At 45.4% G+C, this 16,684-nt stretch carries 14 protein-coding genes; 4 read left to right on the forward strand and 10 right to left on the reverse strand.

Annotated elements, in window-relative coordinates:
* Window positions 1-6 precede the first annotated feature (6 nt).
* Genes ACYX4M_RS02240 through ACYX4M_RS02250 form a run of 3 tightly spaced genes read right to left on the reverse strand, consistent with a single transcriptional unit; the run spans window position 7 to window position 1,548 of the window.
* Window positions 7-348 carry an AzlD domain-containing protein gene (locus tag ACYX4M_RS02240; RefSeq protein ID WP_131137618.1) on the reverse strand — a complete coding sequence of 114 codons (342 nt, stop codon included), beginning with the start codon at window positions 346-348 and terminating at the stop codon, window positions 7-9.
* Window positions 338-1,060, reverse strand: coding sequence for an AzlC family ABC transporter permease (locus ACYX4M_RS02245; RefSeq protein ID WP_476081716.1), 723 nt, complete (start codon window positions 1,058-1,060; stop codon window positions 338-340). Before ACYX4M_RS02245 ends, ACYX4M_RS02240 begins: the two co-directional genes overlap by 11 nt.
* Window positions 1,057-1,548, reverse strand: a complete 492-nt coding sequence (locus tag ACYX4M_RS02250; protein WP_476081717.1) for a helix-turn-helix domain-containing protein — start codon at window positions 1,546-1,548, stop codon at window positions 1,057-1,059. Before ACYX4M_RS02250 ends, ACYX4M_RS02245 begins: the two co-directional genes overlap by 4 nt.
* 577 nt (window positions 1,549-2,125) lie before the next feature.
* On the opposite strand from ACYX4M_RS02250, the gene ACYX4M_RS02255 reads away from it, so the two are divergent.
* Window positions 2,126-3,385 carry an MFS transporter gene (locus ACYX4M_RS02255; protein WP_476081718.1) on the forward strand — a complete coding sequence of 420 codons (1,260 nt, stop codon included), beginning with the start codon at window positions 2,126-2,128 and terminating at the stop codon, window positions 3,383-3,385.
* 60 nt (window positions 3,386-3,445) lie between these two features.
* On the opposite strand, the gene ACYX4M_RS02260 is transcribed toward ACYX4M_RS02255, so the two are convergent.
* Both ACYX4M_RS02260 and yaaA read right to left on the reverse strand, forming a co-directional pair.
* On the reverse strand, window positions 3,446-3,799 hold the full coding sequence (locus ACYX4M_RS02260; RefSeq protein WP_476081719.1) for an RNA recognition motif domain-containing protein: 354 nt from the start codon (window positions 3,797-3,799) through the stop codon (window positions 3,446-3,448).
* A 44-nt stretch (window positions 3,800-3,843) separates the two neighbouring features.
* A complete protein-coding gene (gene yaaA / locus ACYX4M_RS02265) occupies window positions 3,844-4,620 on the reverse strand; it encodes a peroxide stress protein YaaA (protein WP_476081720.1) in 777 nt (258 codons plus the stop codon).
* A gap of 383 nt (window positions 4,621-5,003) precedes the next feature.
* Here yaaA and tal point away from each other — a divergent pair, with 383 nt between their 5' ends.
* The 3 genes from tal (at window position 5,004) to ACYX4M_RS02280 (ending at window position 8,165) form a co-directional block, all read left to right on the forward strand.
* Complete coding sequence (gene tal, locus ACYX4M_RS02270; protein WP_476081721.1) at window positions 5,004-5,963, forward strand: transaldolase; 960 nt, start codon at window positions 5,004-5,006, stop codon at window positions 5,961-5,963.
* A gap of 14 nt (window positions 5,964-5,977) precedes the next feature.
* Window positions 5,978-7,627 (forward strand): glucose-6-phosphate isomerase, encoded by a 1,650-nt coding sequence (gene pgi, locus ACYX4M_RS02275; protein WP_476081722.1) that lies wholly within the window; start codon window positions 5,978-5,980, stop codon window positions 7,625-7,627.
* A gap of 361 nt (window positions 7,628-7,988) precedes the next feature.
* Complete coding sequence (locus ACYX4M_RS02280) at window positions 7,989-8,165, forward strand: DUF3545 family protein (RefSeq protein WP_012519516.1); 177 nt, start codon at window positions 7,989-7,991, stop codon at window positions 8,163-8,165.
* A 74-nt stretch (window positions 8,166-8,239) separates the two neighbouring features.
* Here ACYX4M_RS02280 and ung read toward each other — a convergent pair whose 3' ends face one another.
* From ung to ACYX4M_RS02305, 5 genes are all read right to left on the reverse strand, one after another.
* Complete coding sequence (gene ung / locus ACYX4M_RS02285) at window positions 8,240-8,911, reverse strand: uracil-DNA glycosylase (protein ID WP_476081723.1); 672 nt, start codon at window positions 8,909-8,911, stop codon at window positions 8,240-8,242.
* The gene (gene thrC, locus ACYX4M_RS02290) at window positions 8,911-10,194 is read right to left on the reverse strand and encodes a threonine synthase (protein ID WP_476081724.1); all 1,284 of its coding nucleotides are present in this window, start codon (window positions 10,192-10,194) and stop codon (window positions 8,911-8,913) included. Before thrC ends, ung begins: the two co-directional genes overlap by 1 nt.
* Before the next feature lie 64 nt (window positions 10,195-10,258).
* A complete protein-coding gene (gene thrB / locus ACYX4M_RS02295; RefSeq protein WP_476081725.1) occupies window positions 10,259-11,203 on the reverse strand; it encodes a homoserine kinase in 945 nt (314 codons plus the stop codon).
* A gap of 46 nt (window positions 11,204-11,249) precedes the next feature.
* A complete protein-coding gene (gene thrA / locus ACYX4M_RS02300) occupies window positions 11,250-13,715 on the reverse strand; it encodes a bifunctional aspartate kinase/homoserine dehydrogenase I (RefSeq protein ID WP_476081726.1) in 2,466 nt (821 codons plus the stop codon).
* 379 nt (window positions 13,716-14,094) lie between these two features.
* The gene (locus ACYX4M_RS02305) at window positions 14,095-16,635 is read right to left on the reverse strand and encodes an excinuclease ABC subunit UvrA (protein ID WP_476081727.1); all 2,541 of its coding nucleotides are present in this window, start codon (window positions 16,633-16,635) and stop codon (window positions 14,095-14,097) included.
* Window positions 16,636-16,684 lie beyond the last annotated feature (49 nt).

The raw sequence follows: 16,684 nt of genomic DNA on the forward strand, positions 1-16,684 counted from the left end.
CCAACGCTAAACCAAAGCGATACCAAAAGCCACACCAAAAGAAAGCACGCCGCAAAACACTGGCAGCCCTAAGCTTTTGAATTTGCGCCAAACAAGCACAGTGACAACAGTGCCTATTGCGGTTGCAATCCAACTCGCCGCTGACGGTGCTTTTGGAATAAGTGACGCTCCTAGCATAGCGGCAATCATCAACGGCCCTAACACGCTTAGCCACGTAGGTAAACGCGCCTCAGTGTTGTTGGCCTTGTGTTTATTAAAGTGGCGCTGAGTCCACAGCAACGGGCCTACGCGTAATGCATATGTCCCGATGGCTGCAACAACAATGGCTATCCAGATATCAACGTGCATGAGATTGCTTCCTTTCAACGTGCGAGGTAAGAAGATAAAAAGTTATCGCACCGCATAGTGCTGCCAATGGAATTGCAGCGTTTTTAAAGGTGCTGAGAGCCAAAAAAAGAGCCGCCGTCATTGTAACGAGCAAGGTAGCGCTCCACAATTTACTTGAGAATTTAGGCGCGAGTAGCACAAGGAAAAGTGCAGGTAAGGCAAAGGGCATCACGCTGTCTAATATTGGCCATTGTTGGGTAAGGGAGTCCCCTGCGATACCGCCAAGCGCCGTCCCTACGATCCAGCTAAGCCACGCCACCATCGATACGCCTTTAAACCAATCTACCTTTTTAGCATCGTCCATTAGCGGCAAGCGAGTATGGGCTAGCGCAAAAATCTGGTCAGTAAGGCCGTGCATTAAATAGGGCCAAGCCTTACTTTGCGGTAAATAAGGCACCAAGTTGGGCGCATAAACCACATGACGTACATTAACTAATAACGTCATACAAACCGCTAGCCAAAGTGGCGCACCTGAAGCTACCATGGCAACTAAAAGAAACTGCGACGCACCTGCGTAGATGAACACGGAAATAAGCGTGGCTTCCAGCGTAGAAAAGCCGGCTTGAACTGCGATCACGCCAAATGAAATAGCTACAGGAATGTAACCACCTAACAAAGGTAACCCGTCAATAACCCCTTGCTTAAGTCCGCTTTTTGATGAAAGTTGGCTCATTCCTTTGCCTCTTTGTGATAAACAATTGTGATAAGACATGTCGCCCACTCGTCTCCCGTTTTGTATACGTGAGGCAAATCAGCGTCAAATGCTAGACTTTGACCCGGATGCAGCCATTGAGTATTTCCACTATTCCCAGCTTCAAGAGAGCCGCTAACAACGGTAATCGTTTCTTCTGTTCCTGTGGCGTGAGCTTCTGCCTCTCGAAAAGTATTCGGTGCAACTGACATCCAATAAGCATCAACGTTCGGGATACCTTGTCCTTGCTCAATTAAACGAACTTCTACCCCCTTTTCTCCAACGCTTGCGCTAAGAGGCTGAACTAGCTGACCGAACGGAACGTCTAGTTGTTTAGCTAATCGCCAAATGGTGTCTAGGGTCGGGTTGCCATTGCCCTGCTCCAATCTTGAAAGGTTAGATTTAGCGATACCTGCCCCTGCTGCCAATTGCGACAGCGAGACACCTTTGTCTTGCCTGAGTTTCTGCAAATGCCTTCCGAGAATGTTGAGCGTTGATTGATTCACACCTTACCAACTTCATTTTGTTCCATTTAAAGAACGTTCTATATATAGAACACCTCAAAGTCAAGAAGTTTGTTTTTTATACGAATAATCGTTAAAAGATAAAACCAGCTATGACAGCTAGCCCTGCATAAAATGTTAATAGTTAGCTGAGTAAAAACGAAAGATGCCGAGGGCTTTTACGCTCAGAAAACAACCACTTTAGTATTGAGTTAGCTCTCATGTGTATTACTGAAAAAATGACGTGAATCAAATCATTAACAAACACACTACATTTAAAGCGCTGAAATGATTAAGAAATCTTATCAGCTACCGTTACTAAATAGTCATTCGCTGCTATGATCTCAGCTTATTAATGAATGAACAAAGCACAAACTTGGGGCTTTTGGCCTTTTTTGAATAACCAAAGCAATAGCTTTTAAAAATAGAAAGCCGGCAAACATACCATTTGCCGGTTTTTGTATTTTAACCTTGTGCAAGTGCGCCATGCTCAAGCAGCAAGCAAGCGACTGAATGGTACGATATGAAGGAAAAAAGATAGTTTATGGCGAATCAAACTGACAATATCACTTCTACTCAGGCAGCGTATAAGGGAGCCCGTTCGGAAGAGCAATCAGCGGCAGAAGAATATTCACTGGCGACAATTACATTCTGGCTAGCTTTCGGTACTTTCGTAATAGGTTGCAGCGAATTTGCGGCAATGGGTTTACTGCCTTACTTTGCTGAAGATTTTGGTATCACGGAAAACGTTGCGGGCCATGCGATTAGTGCCTATGCCATTGGCGTTGTAGTAGGCGCACCGCTCATCACTATTTTCTTTTCTCGCCTTGCCCGACGTACCATGCTTATTTCAATGATGGTCTTTTATGCTGCCGGAAACTTGCTAACAGCACTAGCATGGTCAGAATGGACAATGAATATAGCTCGCTTTATTGCTGGTCTTCCACACGGCGCTTATTTCGGTATTGCCATGCTTTTTGCTGCTGACATTGCTGGTAAGAACAAGCGTGCACAAGCAGTCAGTAACATTATTTTAGGCTTAGCTATAGCAAATATAATAGGTGTTCCATCAATTAGCGGCATCGGGCAAATGTTCGGGTGGAGAACCGGTTTCTTTATGATTTCAGCCTTTGCCTTAGTCACCGCATTAATGGTGTGGAAAACTGCACCATACCGCGGGCCAAACCCGGATGCCAACCCGTTAACTGAGCTTAAAGCGCTAAAAAACAAAGATGTGCTGCTTGTTCTACTTATGGGCGCAATTGGCTTTGGGGGCATGTTCTCTGTGTATTCTTACTTTAGTGCCTCTTACCTCAATACAACCTCTTCGCCTGAATGGGGAATCTCTGCAACCTTGCTTATCTATGGTATTGGCGTAACTTTGGGCAATATTATTGCAGGCCGCTATTCTGAAGGCAGGCTACTGACTTCAGCGATTACGTTTCAGGTTTTACTGGGCCTATCAGCTGCAGCTTACGCCGCGTCGATGGGAAATCCATACTTAATGGCAGCATCACTGTTTTTCATTGGTATCGGTGGTGGCATGGTGGTGCCGCTGCAAACAAGGCTTATGGACGTCGCTGGCGAGGCTCAGACTTTGGCCGGCGCCATGAACCATGCAGCATTTAATACCGCTAATGCGCTTGGGCCTTGGTTGGCTGGAATGACGCTGTCAGCGGGTTACGGCTATACATCAACGGGTTGGGTAGGCCTAGCGCTTGCCGGTGGTGGTGTACTGGTGTGGCTGGCCATTGTTATGACTGCTCGCAATACTCAAGTACAAACAGCAACCGTATCTGGTTAAATGAAGGTTGAGCGCTGACAACCTTCGTTGTCAGCGCTTGTCAATTATATTCCCTCGGTATTACTCGGCGTCGTTTTCACGATCAGAGTTATTGCGAGAAGCACTTCCCCACACATCTTCGGGAATGTCTCTTTTAGGCGCCGGCGCACTAGCTATCGCTTCAGCCTGCTTCTTCTCTTGATTTGACCACTTAACACGAATTTTCTTACCGTCGATAATTTTAGCGTTAAGTTTTTCAATGGCTTTATCGGTTTCTTCTTGCGTGCTCATTTCTACGAAACCAAAGCCTTTAGATAAGCCAGAAGCCTCATCCATCACCAAGTCGCACGACGCTATGGTGCCAAACTCGAAAAACAAGTCTTCAAGATTTTCCTGAGTAAATGTTTTAGGTAAATTGCGAACTAATATGCTCAAATTTATGTCCTACTTTTTAGGTGATTATGGATGAACGGATGTTATTAACTTTCTTGGTTACGCAGAAACACAAGTTCCGTTGACGAACTTTGTTCTTCGCTAAACACATAGCCATCTACGTCGAAGTTTTTCAGACCTTCTACGTCTTCTACACGGTTTTCAAGAATATAACGCGCCATTAAACCACGGGCTTTCTTCGCGAAGAAACTGATAATCTTATACTGACCATTCTTGCAGTCTTTAAATGTTGGCGTGATGATCATGCCATCTAAAGACTTCTTCTTCACTGCTTTGAAGTACTCATTTGAAGCAAGGTTGATCAACACATTGTCGCCTTGTGCTTCTAATGCTTTATTTAGCACATAAGTAATGCGATCATCCCAAAACGCATACAGGTCTTTTCCTTCAGGGTTTGCTAATTTAGTGCCCATTTCTAAACGATAGGCCTGCATTAAGTCTAAAGGACGAAGCAATCCGTAGAGGCCAGACAAAATTCGAAGATGATTTTGCGCATATTCTACCGTTTCGCTATCAAGCGAGTAAGCATCCAACCCAGTATACACATCACCATTAAACGCATACATTGCTTGGCGTGCATTATCGGGCGAAAATGGCGTAGAAAACTCAGCAAAACGGTTGGCGTTCAACGTTGCTAACTTGTCGCTTATCTTCATCAGCGATGATAAGTCAGCAGGCGATAAGGTGCGGCAAACTTCCATCAAACGTTCAGTGTCTTCAAGCATGGCAGGCTGAGTGAACTGACTCACAGGAACTTCGCTTTCAAAATCTAGGTTTTTTGCTGGTGATACTACAACTAACATTTCGACTCCTTAATTTTTACGTGTTTATTGTACCACTTCATACGCGTTAAGAAGCTAAATAGCATAAGAAAGACGTAAATTGGCTTAACAGAGAAATCCGATTAGCGAATTTGTCATTATTCAATGTATGAATTGTCACACGGGTTTGATATAAATAGCAGTACAAAAGAATATTCAAACAATAAGTCAGATGCATCTTCTAGGTGTGTGTCTTGATGACCAAAGCGCTAAATTTATTTTTGCCTCGTTCCTTAGTGGAATACGTATTTTGCAAAAAGAAAACGAAAGCGCGAAGCCCTACACACGCGCAAGCGAACCGTTTTATTCAACTGGCTTTTCCAGCGAGTTGTCCAAATTTATTTTGATAAAGAACAGAGAGAATTATGAGCAATCAGTTAGCTTCATTACGTGATATCACTACCGTTGTTGCCGACACGGGCGACATCGATGCCATTAAAAAGTATCAACCAGTCGATGCCACAACTAACCCGTCGCTACTTTTAAAAGCGGCCGGTCTTCCTCAATATGCAAGCCTAATTGATGATGCTGTAGCATGGGCAAAACTTCAGTCAAACGACGCTGACCAACAGTTAACTGATGCTGCAGACAAGCTAGCAGTGGCCATTGGTAAAGAAATCTCTGCAACTATTCCAGGCCGAATCTCAACTGAAGTAGACGCACGCCTATCGTTCGACACTGCTGCCACTATCGAAAAAGCAGAGCGTTTGGTTCAGCTATACGAAGATGCAGGTATCGATAAGTCACGCATTCTTATAAAAATTGCGTCTACATGGGAAGGTATTCAAGCTGCTGAAGCACTCGAGAAAAAAGGTATTCAGTGCAACCTAACCCTACTATTCAGCTTTGCTCAAGCGCAAGCATGTGCAGAAGCAGGCGTTTACCTTATATCTCCATTCGTAGGGCGCATTTTAGACTGGTACAAAAAAGCGACCGGTACTGAGTCATACGCACCAGATGAAGATCCAGGCGTAGTATCTGTAACTAAAATTTACAACTACTACAAAGACCACGGCTACAATACCGTAGTGATGGGCGCAAGCTTCCGTAACATTGGTGAAATTCAAGCGTTGGCAGGTTGTGACCGTCTAACCATTAGCCCAGCACTGCTAGAAGAACTGGCAAACGAACCTGGCGCTCTAGAGGTTAAACTTAAAGACAATGGCGCTACAAAAACACCAGGTGACCGCTTAACAGAAAGCGAATTCCGCTGGGCAATGAACGAAGATGCAATGGCGACCGAAAAGCTGTCTGAAGGCATCCGCAACTTTGCCGCAGATCAGGAAAAACTTGAAACCATGCTTCGCGAAAAACTAAGCGCGTAAGGGCTATTGAAACAATGAGTGCTTTAACTTCTCTTCCTGAATGGAAAAAGCTATCTGAACTTGCTGCAACGGTAAAAGATGCCCACATGCGCGACTGGTTTGCACAAGATGCAAATCGCGCGGACAAGATGCAGCTTGAAGCCTGCGGTATTTTTCTTGATTACTCGAAAAACCGTGTAAATGATGACGCGCTTAAAGGACTTTTCGACCTCGCTCGAGCGTGCAAACTAGAACCCCTTCGCGACGCGATGTTTGCTGGTGAGCAAATTAACTCAACAGAAGGCCGCGCTGTTCTGCATACCGCGCTTCGCAACTTCTCAGACCGTAAAGTACTGGTAGATGGCGAAGACGTAATGCCTGAAGTGCATGCTACGCTTGCCAAAATTGAAGCGTTTACCGCGTCAGTTCACAGCGGTGAACACAAAGGTTATACCGGCAAGCCTATCAAGCACATTGTAGCAATTGGTATTGGTGGTTCGTTCCTTGGTCCTAAGATTATGACCGAAGCACTTAAGCCGCATACGGTTGATGCCGTGAAAGTTCACTTTGTTGCCAATGTTGACGGTTGCCACATTAACGATGTGCTATCTAGCGTAGATTTTGAAGAAACTTTGGTGGTCATGTCATCAAAGTCTTTCTCTACCCAAGAGACGCTTCAAAATACACTTACGGCTAAAGACTGGTTCTTAAAGTCTGGCGGTACACAAGAAGATATTGCTAAACACTTTGTAGCCGTGTCTTCAAACGTTAAAGCAGCCACCGAGTTTGGTATTAGCGCCGACAATATTTTCCCTATGTGGGATTGGGTAGGCGGTCGTTACTCACTGTGGTCTGCCATTGGCCTGCCTATCTCGCTAGCCCTTGGGTTTGAAAACTTCAAAGGCTTACTTGAAGGTGCGTTTGACATGGATACCCATTTCACAACCGCACCGCTAGAAGAAAACATGCCTGTTCTACTTGCACTGTTAGGTGTGTGGTATAGAAACTTCTTCGACGCGCAATCACACGTTTTATTACCTTACTATCACTATCTTCGCGGCTTACCAGCTTACGTACAGCAATTAGATATGGAAAGTAATGGTAAAGAAGTGACGCAAGAAGGTGAGCACGTAGATTACCCTACTGGCCCAATTATTTGGGGTAGTGAAGGTACAAACGGCCAGCATAGCTTCCATCAGCTTATTCACCAAGGTTCTGGCGTTATACCTGCTGACTTTATGCTGCCCCTTAACGTTCCTAATCAGGACGACACGCATCACGCTATGCTTGCGTCCAACTGTTTTGGTCAGACACAGGCACTAATGCAGGGTAAAACCTTTGAAGAGTGTTATGCAGACCTTGACGGTAAAGGTTTAGACGACACTGAACGCAAACGCTTGGCCGCTCATAAAACCATGCCTGGCAACAAGCCTAGCAATACTTTCTTGTTTGATAGCCTTACGCCTAAAACTCTTGGCGCGCTGGTTGCTATGTATGAACATAAGGTATTCGTTCAGGGTGTTATCTGGAACCTTAACTCATTCGACCAATGGGGCGTAGAGTTAGGTAAAGTACTAGGAAACCAAGTACTTGCAGGCATTCAAGGTGAGGCAGACAAAGATAATTTCGACGCTTCAACACAACAATTGATTGCCAAATTCAGAGCAGCGAATGCACCAAAATAAGGAATGCGAGGTGATTTAAAATCACCCAATTGGTGCAAATAACAAACTGAACGGCTAGCTTTTTCGGAAGCTAGCCGTTTTTTGTTGCGGTTTTCATCGACAATACGACAGACATTTTTGATTTCCGTATCACTGTATAATTGATTACTAATAAAACAAATAGAATCAAATATATACAGTTATTGTTTACGCTTTAAACACACTGTTCTTTCCTTACCCTTGTCATCATATCGTCACAATTTGTTAATAAAAGGTAAACTAAACTATTTTATTTTAGTTGCGGCTGTGATACAAAATTGTACAGAGGGAATTAAAAACAAAAACTCTGTATTAGTTGTAGTGGTATAAAAAGGAGATCCCAGTGGATAAATCAGATCTATTTGCCATGTTAGACATCGAAGCAAGCCCAGCAAAAACCAAAAGCAAAAAACGTAAGTGGAGAGAAATCGAAGCGCTACAAGATCGCTACAAATTAGAAAAAGAACTGGCCGAACTCGACTGTGGTTTCGAGTACGAGCTAGAGACACTGGAAAGATAAAACGAAGGCCGCCTGTTACACAGGCGGCCTTTTTACTTTCTAGCGTGCTTAGGTCTTAAGCGTATAAGCTAATGCTATACTTGCCAGTTGATAGGCGCTTTGCCTTTTTCAATTAGGTATTGATTAGCTTGGCTGAAGTGCTTACACCCTAAGAAGCCTCTATGCGCTGAAAGCGGTGACGGATGGGGTGCATGTAAGACGTGGTGTTTTTCACGGTCTATGTGTTTACCTTTCTTTTGCGCATGACTTCCCCATAGAAGAAACACAACGTTTTGGCAGTGCTCGTTGACCACATCGATAACCTTATCGGTGAAGGTTTCCCACCCCCATTTCGCGTGGCTATGTGCTTTGCCCTGCTCAACGGTCAATACAGTATTAAGTAGCAATACCCCTTGCTCCGCCCACGACGTCAGCGTGCCGTGATTAGGCTCGGTGAAACCATCAATGTCAGACAACAGCTCTTTGTACATATTTTTAAGCGATGGAGGTGTTTTAACGCCAGCTTTTACTGAAAAACAAAGTCCATGGGCTTGATTAGGACCGTGGTACGGATCTTGACCTAAGATCACGACTTTTACATCGTCTAGCGGCGTGTATTTAAGCGCATTGAATACGTCAGACTGAGGCGGGTAGATAACGCTTCCCGCTTCACGAGCGTCCTTCACGCGCTCAAGTAACGTAACAAAATAGTCTTTTTGCTTTTCATCACTAAGCGCGCTTTGCCATGTTGTAGCCGAGGGTGTCATTACTTAAGCAAATCCATCATATGCTGCTTAAGTGCATCGTAAGACGCTGGCAAGTCTACCGCTAGGCTGTCTTCGCCTGCTACATCGGCCAACGCTTTCGGTAAGCTGATTGGATTACCTAGCACGTTTTCAACGGTTTCTCTGAACTTAGCCGGGTGCGCTGTTCCTAAGAACAAACCAATTTCGCCGTCTTCTAAGTCGTGACTTACTGCGCGATAGGCAATCGCGGCATGTGGCTCGCTGGTATAGCCTTGTTGCGCTAATTGACGCATAGCAAGCTGCGTATATTCTTCGTCAACCATCTCACCTTTAAGACACGCTTTGTCGATATAGCCACGCTCAATAAGCGCCTCTATTCGCGGCCAGTTATTAGGCTGACTCACATCCATTGCGTTAGACATAGTTGCAATGGTCGCTTTAGGGTCCCACTCGCCGGTTTTAAGGTAGCGAGGCACAGTATCGTTTAGGTTAGTTGCCGCGATAAAACGCTTAATAGGCAGGCCTAAAGATTTGGCTATCATGCCTGCGGTCAGGTTGCCAAAGTTACCGCTAGGTACTGAAATAACGAGCTGGTCACGCTTCTTTTTAGGCAGCTGACTTACCGCTTCAAAGTAATAGCAAACCTGAGCTAGCAAACGGCTAATATTGATTGAGTTTGCTGAATTTAAGTGAAGACCTTCACGCACATCAGGATCGTCAAATGCAGTTTTAACTAAGGATTGGCATGCATCAAAGTCAGACTCTACAGCCACGGTATGAATATTTCCGCCTAGCGTAGTAAATAGCTTTTCCTGAAGCGCGCTTATCTTACCTTTCGGGAACAAGATAACCACATTGATGTTATCGATACCATGGAACGCGTGAGCAACCGCGGCACCTGTATCACCTGATGTTGCTGTTAGAATGGTGACTGGCTTGCCTTCGCTGATCCGTGAAAGGGTTTGCGCCATAAAGCGGCCGCCAAAATCTTTAAACGCCAGCGTTGGACCGTGGAACAGCTCTAGGCAGTACACGTTATCGTTGACCTGCTCGACTGGCGCACCAAAAGCGAATGCCGTTTTAACAATTTCTTCTAGTTCGCCATTGTTCAGTTCATCGCCGATAAGCGCGCGAAGTACTTCAATACTGCGCTCTACAAATGGCTTTTCTAACAATTCGTCAATATTATCTAGAGTGGGAATATGCTCTGGAAAATAAAGCCCTTGGTTTTTACCTAAGCCCCGCTTAACGGCTTCAGCAAAATTTGCTGTGTCCGATGAATCTTTTAAATTTACCAATTCCACTTGCTGTTACCTTTATAGTTGGGCAGATAGGCTGCCCTTTTAATCTTTTAAAAATCACTGTGCTTTAAGAAATTACCGTACCCAGGCTTGGTATTTGGCACACATGGCTAAAGCCATCTTCGTTTTGAATGTAGTTCGCGGTTAAATATGCTGCGATTTCTTCCGCTTGCGCCTTGCTTGGACATACAGCGAACACCGTAGGCCCCGAACCCGAAATGCCAAAAGCTAGTGCTCCAGCTTGCTCGCTAAACGCGCGAGCTTCATCAAAGCCTGGCAGTAACGATTTTCTGTAAGGCTCGGCAATAACATCTTTCATTACCGACGCCGCCAAGTCAAAGTTACCTGCATGCAGTGCGTGTACAAACACGCCAAGTTGCCGACCAAAGGTCAGCGCCGTCGCCATATCCACCTGTTTAGGCAAGATGTCACGCGCTGCCGCCGTAGATACGCTAATACCTGAATAGCAAACGGCATAGTACCATTCGTCGTTTAAAGGCAACGACAGCGTGACCGGCGCATCGCTACCTGTCATTAACGTCATGCCACCTAAATAACAGGGAGCAACATTATCATAGTGAATACTACCGCTTATTTGGCCTTCTAATTCGCCCATCATAATAAGTAACGTATCTTCATCAAATGGCGTATCGAAGTAAGCATTGAGTGCAGCAAACGCTGCCACAATAGAGCTTGCGCTTGAGCCTAGACCACTACCAATAGGTAGGTTTTTATGAAGCGTAAGCGCAACAGGAGACGTTGGCTTCCCCGCTTTTTCCATTTGCTCACAGAAATAGTGATAGCACTTGGTTACAATATTACTGTCTGCATCGCCCGGGAGTTTGTGAGCGAAGCGCCCCACAGTTTCTAATGAAAATGACTCAGCCGCCTTTATTTCAACTTCATCACCTAACTTAGTGCCATCAACGGGCGCAAGCGCTGCGCCCAGTACGTCAAAGCCTAAGCTCACATTTCCAATTGATGCCGGCGCAAAGGCCTTTAATGCTTTCATATAATTTCTCTTACGTCGCTTGCGACATAGCTAATTAAATTAGCCTCTAATGGGCCATTTGTTTCCACGGCATAGTACGCAGAATGTCAGCAAACACACCAGCTGCAGTTACCGTACCACCTGCACCATATCCTCTTATTACATAAGGAATTGGGCTGTAGTAGTCGCTATTAATAGCCAGCGCATTTTCGCCGTCTTTTACTTGAGAAAGCGGATTACTAGCCGGCACGGCCTGAACACTAACCTTGCACTTACCATCCTCAATGCTGCCAATATAGCGAAGCACTTTTCCTTCAGCTTTAGCCGCTTCAACTTTTTCATTTACTCCTGCATCTAACTCAGGTAGCTGCTGCATGAACTCGTCAATGGAACAGTCTTCTGCAAATCCTGCTGGCAGAACCGACTCAATCTCTATATCTGAAAGTTCAAGTTCTAGGTCGGCTTCACGGGCCATAATAAGTAGCTTACGCGCTACGTCCATGCCGCTTAAATCGTCGCGAGGGTCTGGCTCGGTAAAACCATTGTCTTTGGCAGTTTGTGTCGCTTGCGACAGGCTCATGCCCTCGTCAAGCTTACCGAATACGTAAGATAAGCTGCCTGAAAGAATACCTTCAAACCGGTGCAGTACATCACCTGCGCTGAATAGTTTTTGTAAGTTGTCGATAACAGGGAGACCTGCGCCCACTGTCGTCTCATAGAGGTATTGACGGTTTGTAGCAAGTGCCGTTTTACGCAGCTTCCGATAATAAGACATAGCGGAAGTGTTAGCCTTTTTGTTAGGCGTCACTACGTGGAAGCCACTTTCCATCATATCTACGTACTGATTAGCAATGGCTTCATGGCTAGTACAATCAACAATGACTGGGTTGACCAAACTGTTATCGTTTGCGAACTGATGCAGGCGCTCTACACTCAATCCCTCGCTTGCCGATTCAAGCGCAGACTTCCAGTCACTGCTTAAATCGATACCTTGGCTGTTCAACAGCAATTTACGGCTATTGGCAATACCATAAACGCGCAGCTGAATATTGCGTTTTAAAAGTGCCGGCTGCTGCTTCTGAATTTGGCCTAGCAGTTCGGTTCCTACATTGCCACACCCCACTAGGAATACGTCTATGGTATGGCGATCAGAGAAAAAATTCTGGTGAATGACCTTTACTGCTTTCTTTGCACGCTTACTTTCAATTACCGTCGAAATGGAGCGCTCTGAAGAGCCCTGAGCAATAGCTACGTTGTTCACTCGTGCTTGCGCCAACGAGTTAAAGAATCGCGCTGCCAATCCTTTAGTTTGACGCATACCGTCACCAACCAAAGTAACAATGGCCAAGTCATGGCGCACTTCAATAGGGTCCAGCAGCTGGTTTTGTAGCTCTAGCGCAAATGCATCTTCAAGTAGCGTTAATGCGCGGCCGGCGTCTTTGCTTTGAATACAAAAGCTGATTGAGTATTCCGAAGACGACTGAGTAATAAGGCTAATTGAAATATTGGCGTTAGACATCACCTCAAACACACGACTCGCCATGCCAACCATGCCTTTAAGGCCAGGGCCTGCCACGTTGAACATAGTGACATTATCAAGCTGTGAAATACCTTTAACCGACGTCCACACCTCGCTTTTTTCATTACTGATTAGCGTACCAGGGGCTGCCGGGTTTAACGTATTTCTGATCAAACAAGGAATGTGGTGTTGGGCAATAGGGCCGATAGTTTTAGGGTGAAGTACTTTTGCGCCAAAGTAAGACAGTTCCATCGCTTCTTGATAGGTAAGCTTATCTAGCAGTACCGCACCTTCCACTTGGTTGGGGTCAGCGTTATAAACACCATCTACGTCTGTCCAGATTTCACAGCAGCTTGCGTCAATACAGGCTGCCAAGATAGCCGCTGAATAGTCAGAGCCATTGCGTCCTAGGGTTACTTTTTCGCCTGCTTCGTTTACAGCAACAAACCCCGGCATAACCAAAAATTCACTACCATCGCTAGGCACATCTGAAAAACGCGCTTTGCTTAACGATACGTCAGCAATACTGTCCAGGTAATCGCCCTCGGCAAGCACATATTTAACAGGGTCGATAACGCGATTTGCAATACCTTTGGCAGATAGCATAGCGCTAAATAGCGTCACCGAGATGTATTCACCAATACTTAGAATACCGGCAGCAACATTATCAGGTGCAACACCAAGCAGCTTAATACCTTCAAGGTGCTGCTTTAATACCGATAAGTGGCTAATGATAAATTCCACCACGCTTGCGTGCTCAAACCCGTCGAGCTCATCGTTCAGGTCGTTGGCAATGCCCGTAACCGTATCGTTCAACTTATCGAATAATGGCTGGAAATCTTCACCCGCGGCTGCTTGTTCACAAAGTAGTGAAAGCGCGTTCGTTACCCCCTTTGGGGCAGAAAGTACAACCGCAGCACCGTCGGTTTGGTGGGTTGCCGTGCTAATTTCCATAACGCGCATGTATCGCGGTGCATCGGCTAGAGAAGAACCCCCAAACTTTAAGACTTTCATATGCTGCTCCTTAAGGTTACGCATGCTAAAACGTGTGTAAAAAAAAGCCCGCTCTTTGTTAGGCGGGCTTTCGTTGTCTTTTGCTTACTTGCACTAGTCAGCGACCGCCCTTTTTAAGGTGGTAATTAACATAATGGTGGTGCGAGTAAGTAGAATCTTTTTCATACAAGCAATTTGCCGTATAGACGTCTATAAGTCAACCGCAGTTTTCACTACACTGTATTGCAAAATATGAAACACTCTTTAATTAATATTTCTTTTTGAGGTACAAATACAGTTTAAGCAGTTTCTAAATTGGCTTCCTTGTACTTAAGTAGCTTTAAACAACTACTTATTTCTAAGATCGTTCAAACAGAACTCATTCGGTAAATACCCTTCTTCAGGCCAAACTCGCCTTCAAAAATGGCGCTGTTGCACTTTGCTGAACTTTAGCAACGTCTTCAGGGTTACCTTCAGCAACTATTTCTCCTCCCTCATCACCAGCACCTGGCCCCATATCAATAATGTGGTCGCAAGCCCCAGCCACCTGCATATTGTGCTCAACCATCACCACCGTATTCCCCGCTTTAACTAACGTGCTTAAATGCTGCATAAGTAATGCAGTGTCTGAAAGATGTAAACCTGTTGTAGGTTCATCAAGCACGTATAGGGTATTAGCATTTTGAGCACGTTTAAGTTCTGACGCTAATTTAATGCGCTGCGCCTCGCCGCCTGATAATTCAGTGGCACTTTGCCCAAGGGTTAGATAGCCAAGCCCTACGTTCATTAGCGTTTTAAGTCCCCGCCTAATAACTTGATCACCACTAAATACAGATAGTGCTTCTTCAACCGTAAGCGATAATACATTAGCGATAGAATGCTCGTTGTAACCAACTTCCAGTACGTTATCGTTAAAACGCTGACCGTTACAAACGGTACAGGGGGAATAAACACTCGGCATAAACAGTAGTTCTACCGATACCACACCCAAGCCTTCACAATGTGGGCATCGCCCTTTTGCAACGTTAAACGAGAAATGACCCGCATCGTAACCACGGGATTTTGCTTCTTCGGTTGAAGCAAATAAACTTCTGATTTGGTCAAATATGCCGGTATAGGTTGCCAGTGTTGAACGGGGTGTCCTGCCGATGGGAGACTGATCGACCACAACTATACGACTTAACTCTTCAAGTCCGCTTTCAATAAAGCCTTGCTGCGGCTCACTTTCGTGTAAAAAAGTGTCTTGAGCGAGAAGAGAGTTGGCGTCGGTAAGCAGTTCTTTCGTTTTTCTCGTCTCTTTCGCTCGTTTCCCTTCTTTCTCAGCCGAACGTAAACCATCTTTGACTAACTCAACTAATGCTTGGCTAATCAAACTCGACTTTCCAGAGCCGGAAACGCCAGTGACGCAGGTCATCACACCAAGTGGAATATCAATATCAACATGGCTGACATTATTTCTGGACACGTCTTTTAAACCCAATACCCCTGATGATTTACGTTTTATACGCTGGCTTAGGGCTTTGTTGTTAAACACATAGTCTGCCGTTGGGGAGTTTTTAATGCTTGCCAGCTTCTTAACCGGCCCACTATAAACAAGCTCACCGCCGTTCACTCCAGCCCTCGGCCCTACGTCTACGACCCAGTTAGCGCCTTTGATAACGTAAGGGTTATGCTCGACAACAAGCAACGAATTTCCCGTTTCAGTAATATTGTGAAGCGCGTGAATAAGCCCTTCGACGTCGCGTGGGTGAAGACCTGATGAAGGTTCATCCATCACAAAGACAACGCCAAATAAGTTTGATTTAAGTTGTGTCGCCAGACGCAACCGCTGCAGTTCGCCTACTGAGATACTTGTTGTACTTCTATCTAACGAGAGGTAATGAAGCCCAAGCGCTATTATCGGTTTCACTCTTTCAATAATGTCGCCCGTAATATTGCGTATCACCTGACCACGCTCTGACGTTTCGCCTTTGACTGAATTTTTTAACGCCTGAAGCTTTTCGTGAACTTGCTGTAGTGGCAGCCTTGAAAATTCAATAATATCTAAGCCATCAACTTTCACTGCCAGCGCATTTTGCTTAAGCTTTTTTCCACGACAAACCGGACATGCTTCAACAGATATAAAGGGAGCAATTCGCTGCTTCATTTTCTCTTTTTGAGACGTTTTGAAGGTATCGAGCACATGACGCCGCGCGCTGATAAACTTGCCATTGTAGCTGGCAGGTTCACCTTCTTGTTGCGCTTTACGGGTTTGCGCTAGGTTATAGTTTCGATAGACAGGTAACTGAGGCATTTCGTCGGTGTATAAGATCCAGTCACGCGTTTTTTGAGGCAGTTCACGCCATGGAATATCCACATCAATACCTAGCGATAACAGTACCCTTACTAGGTTTTTGCCCTGCCACGCACCAGGCCAAGCTGCCACAGCGCCCTCACGTATGGTGAGACTGTCGTCGGGTACAAGGCGATGAGCTTTTGTATCGAAAACTTTACCGATACCGTCACAGTGTTCACATGCACCGTCAGGCGTATTAGGAGAAAATCCGTCTGCGTAGACAATGTTCTGTCCTTCGGGGTAAATCCCGGCCCGGGAATACAACATTCTCAGACTATTAGATAACGTGGTGATGCTACCAACGGAGGAACGAACTGAAGGTGCGCCTCGACGCTGGTGTAGGCCCACAGCAGGCGGTAATCCCTCAATCGCGTCTACGTCAGGTTTTCCCACCTGCTCAATTAGCCGTCTGGCATAAGGTGATATTGAATCTAAATACCGATGCTGAGCCTCGGCATAAAGCGTACCAAAAGCCAAAGAAGATTTTCCTGAACCCGATACACCGGTAAACACCACCACTTCATTTCGCGGTATATCGATACTGATATTTTTTAAGTTGTGTACACGGGCGCCGCGTACGTGAATTTTTCCCTCATCATTGTGCACTTCATCACCTGCATATCACCTTTATTAAAGAATATTTAGATACAGGCGC

It is taken from the genome of Alteromonas sp. ABV4_150, assembly GCF_056311745.1.

Excerpts from the sequence above, each read along its gene's own strand:
- ACYX4M_RS02240 (WP_131137618.1), bottom strand. The coding sequence starts at position 348 with ATGCACGTTGATATCTGGATAGCCATTGTTGTTGCAGCCATCGGGACA.
- ACYX4M_RS02245 (WP_476081716.1), bottom strand. The coding sequence starts at position 1,060 with ATGAGCCAACTTTCATCAAAAAGCGGACTTAAGCAAGGGGTTATTGAC.
- ACYX4M_RS02255 (WP_476081718.1), top strand. The coding sequence starts at position 2,126 with ATGGCGAATCAAACTGACAATATCACTTCTACTCAGGCAGCGTATAAG.
- yaaA (WP_476081720.1), bottom strand. The coding sequence starts at position 4,620 with ATGTTAGTTGTAGTATCACCAGCAAAAAACCTAGATTTTGAAAGCGAA.
- tal (WP_476081721.1), top strand. The coding sequence starts at position 5,004 with ATGAGCAATCAGTTAGCTTCATTACGTGATATCACTACCGTTGTTGCC.
- pgi (WP_476081722.1), top strand. The coding sequence starts at position 5,978 with ATGAGTGCTTTAACTTCTCTTCCTGAATGGAAAAAGCTATCTGAACTT.
- ung (WP_476081723.1), bottom strand. The coding sequence starts at position 8,911 with ATGACACCCTCGGCTACAACATGGCAAAGCGCGCTTAGTGATGAAAAG.
- thrB (WP_476081725.1), bottom strand. The coding sequence starts at position 11,203 with ATGAAAGCATTAAAGGCCTTTGCGCCGGCATCAATTGGAAATGTGAGC.
- thrA (WP_476081726.1), bottom strand. The coding sequence starts at position 13,715 with ATGAAAGTCTTAAAGTTTGGGGGTTCTTCTCTAGCCGATGCACCGCGA.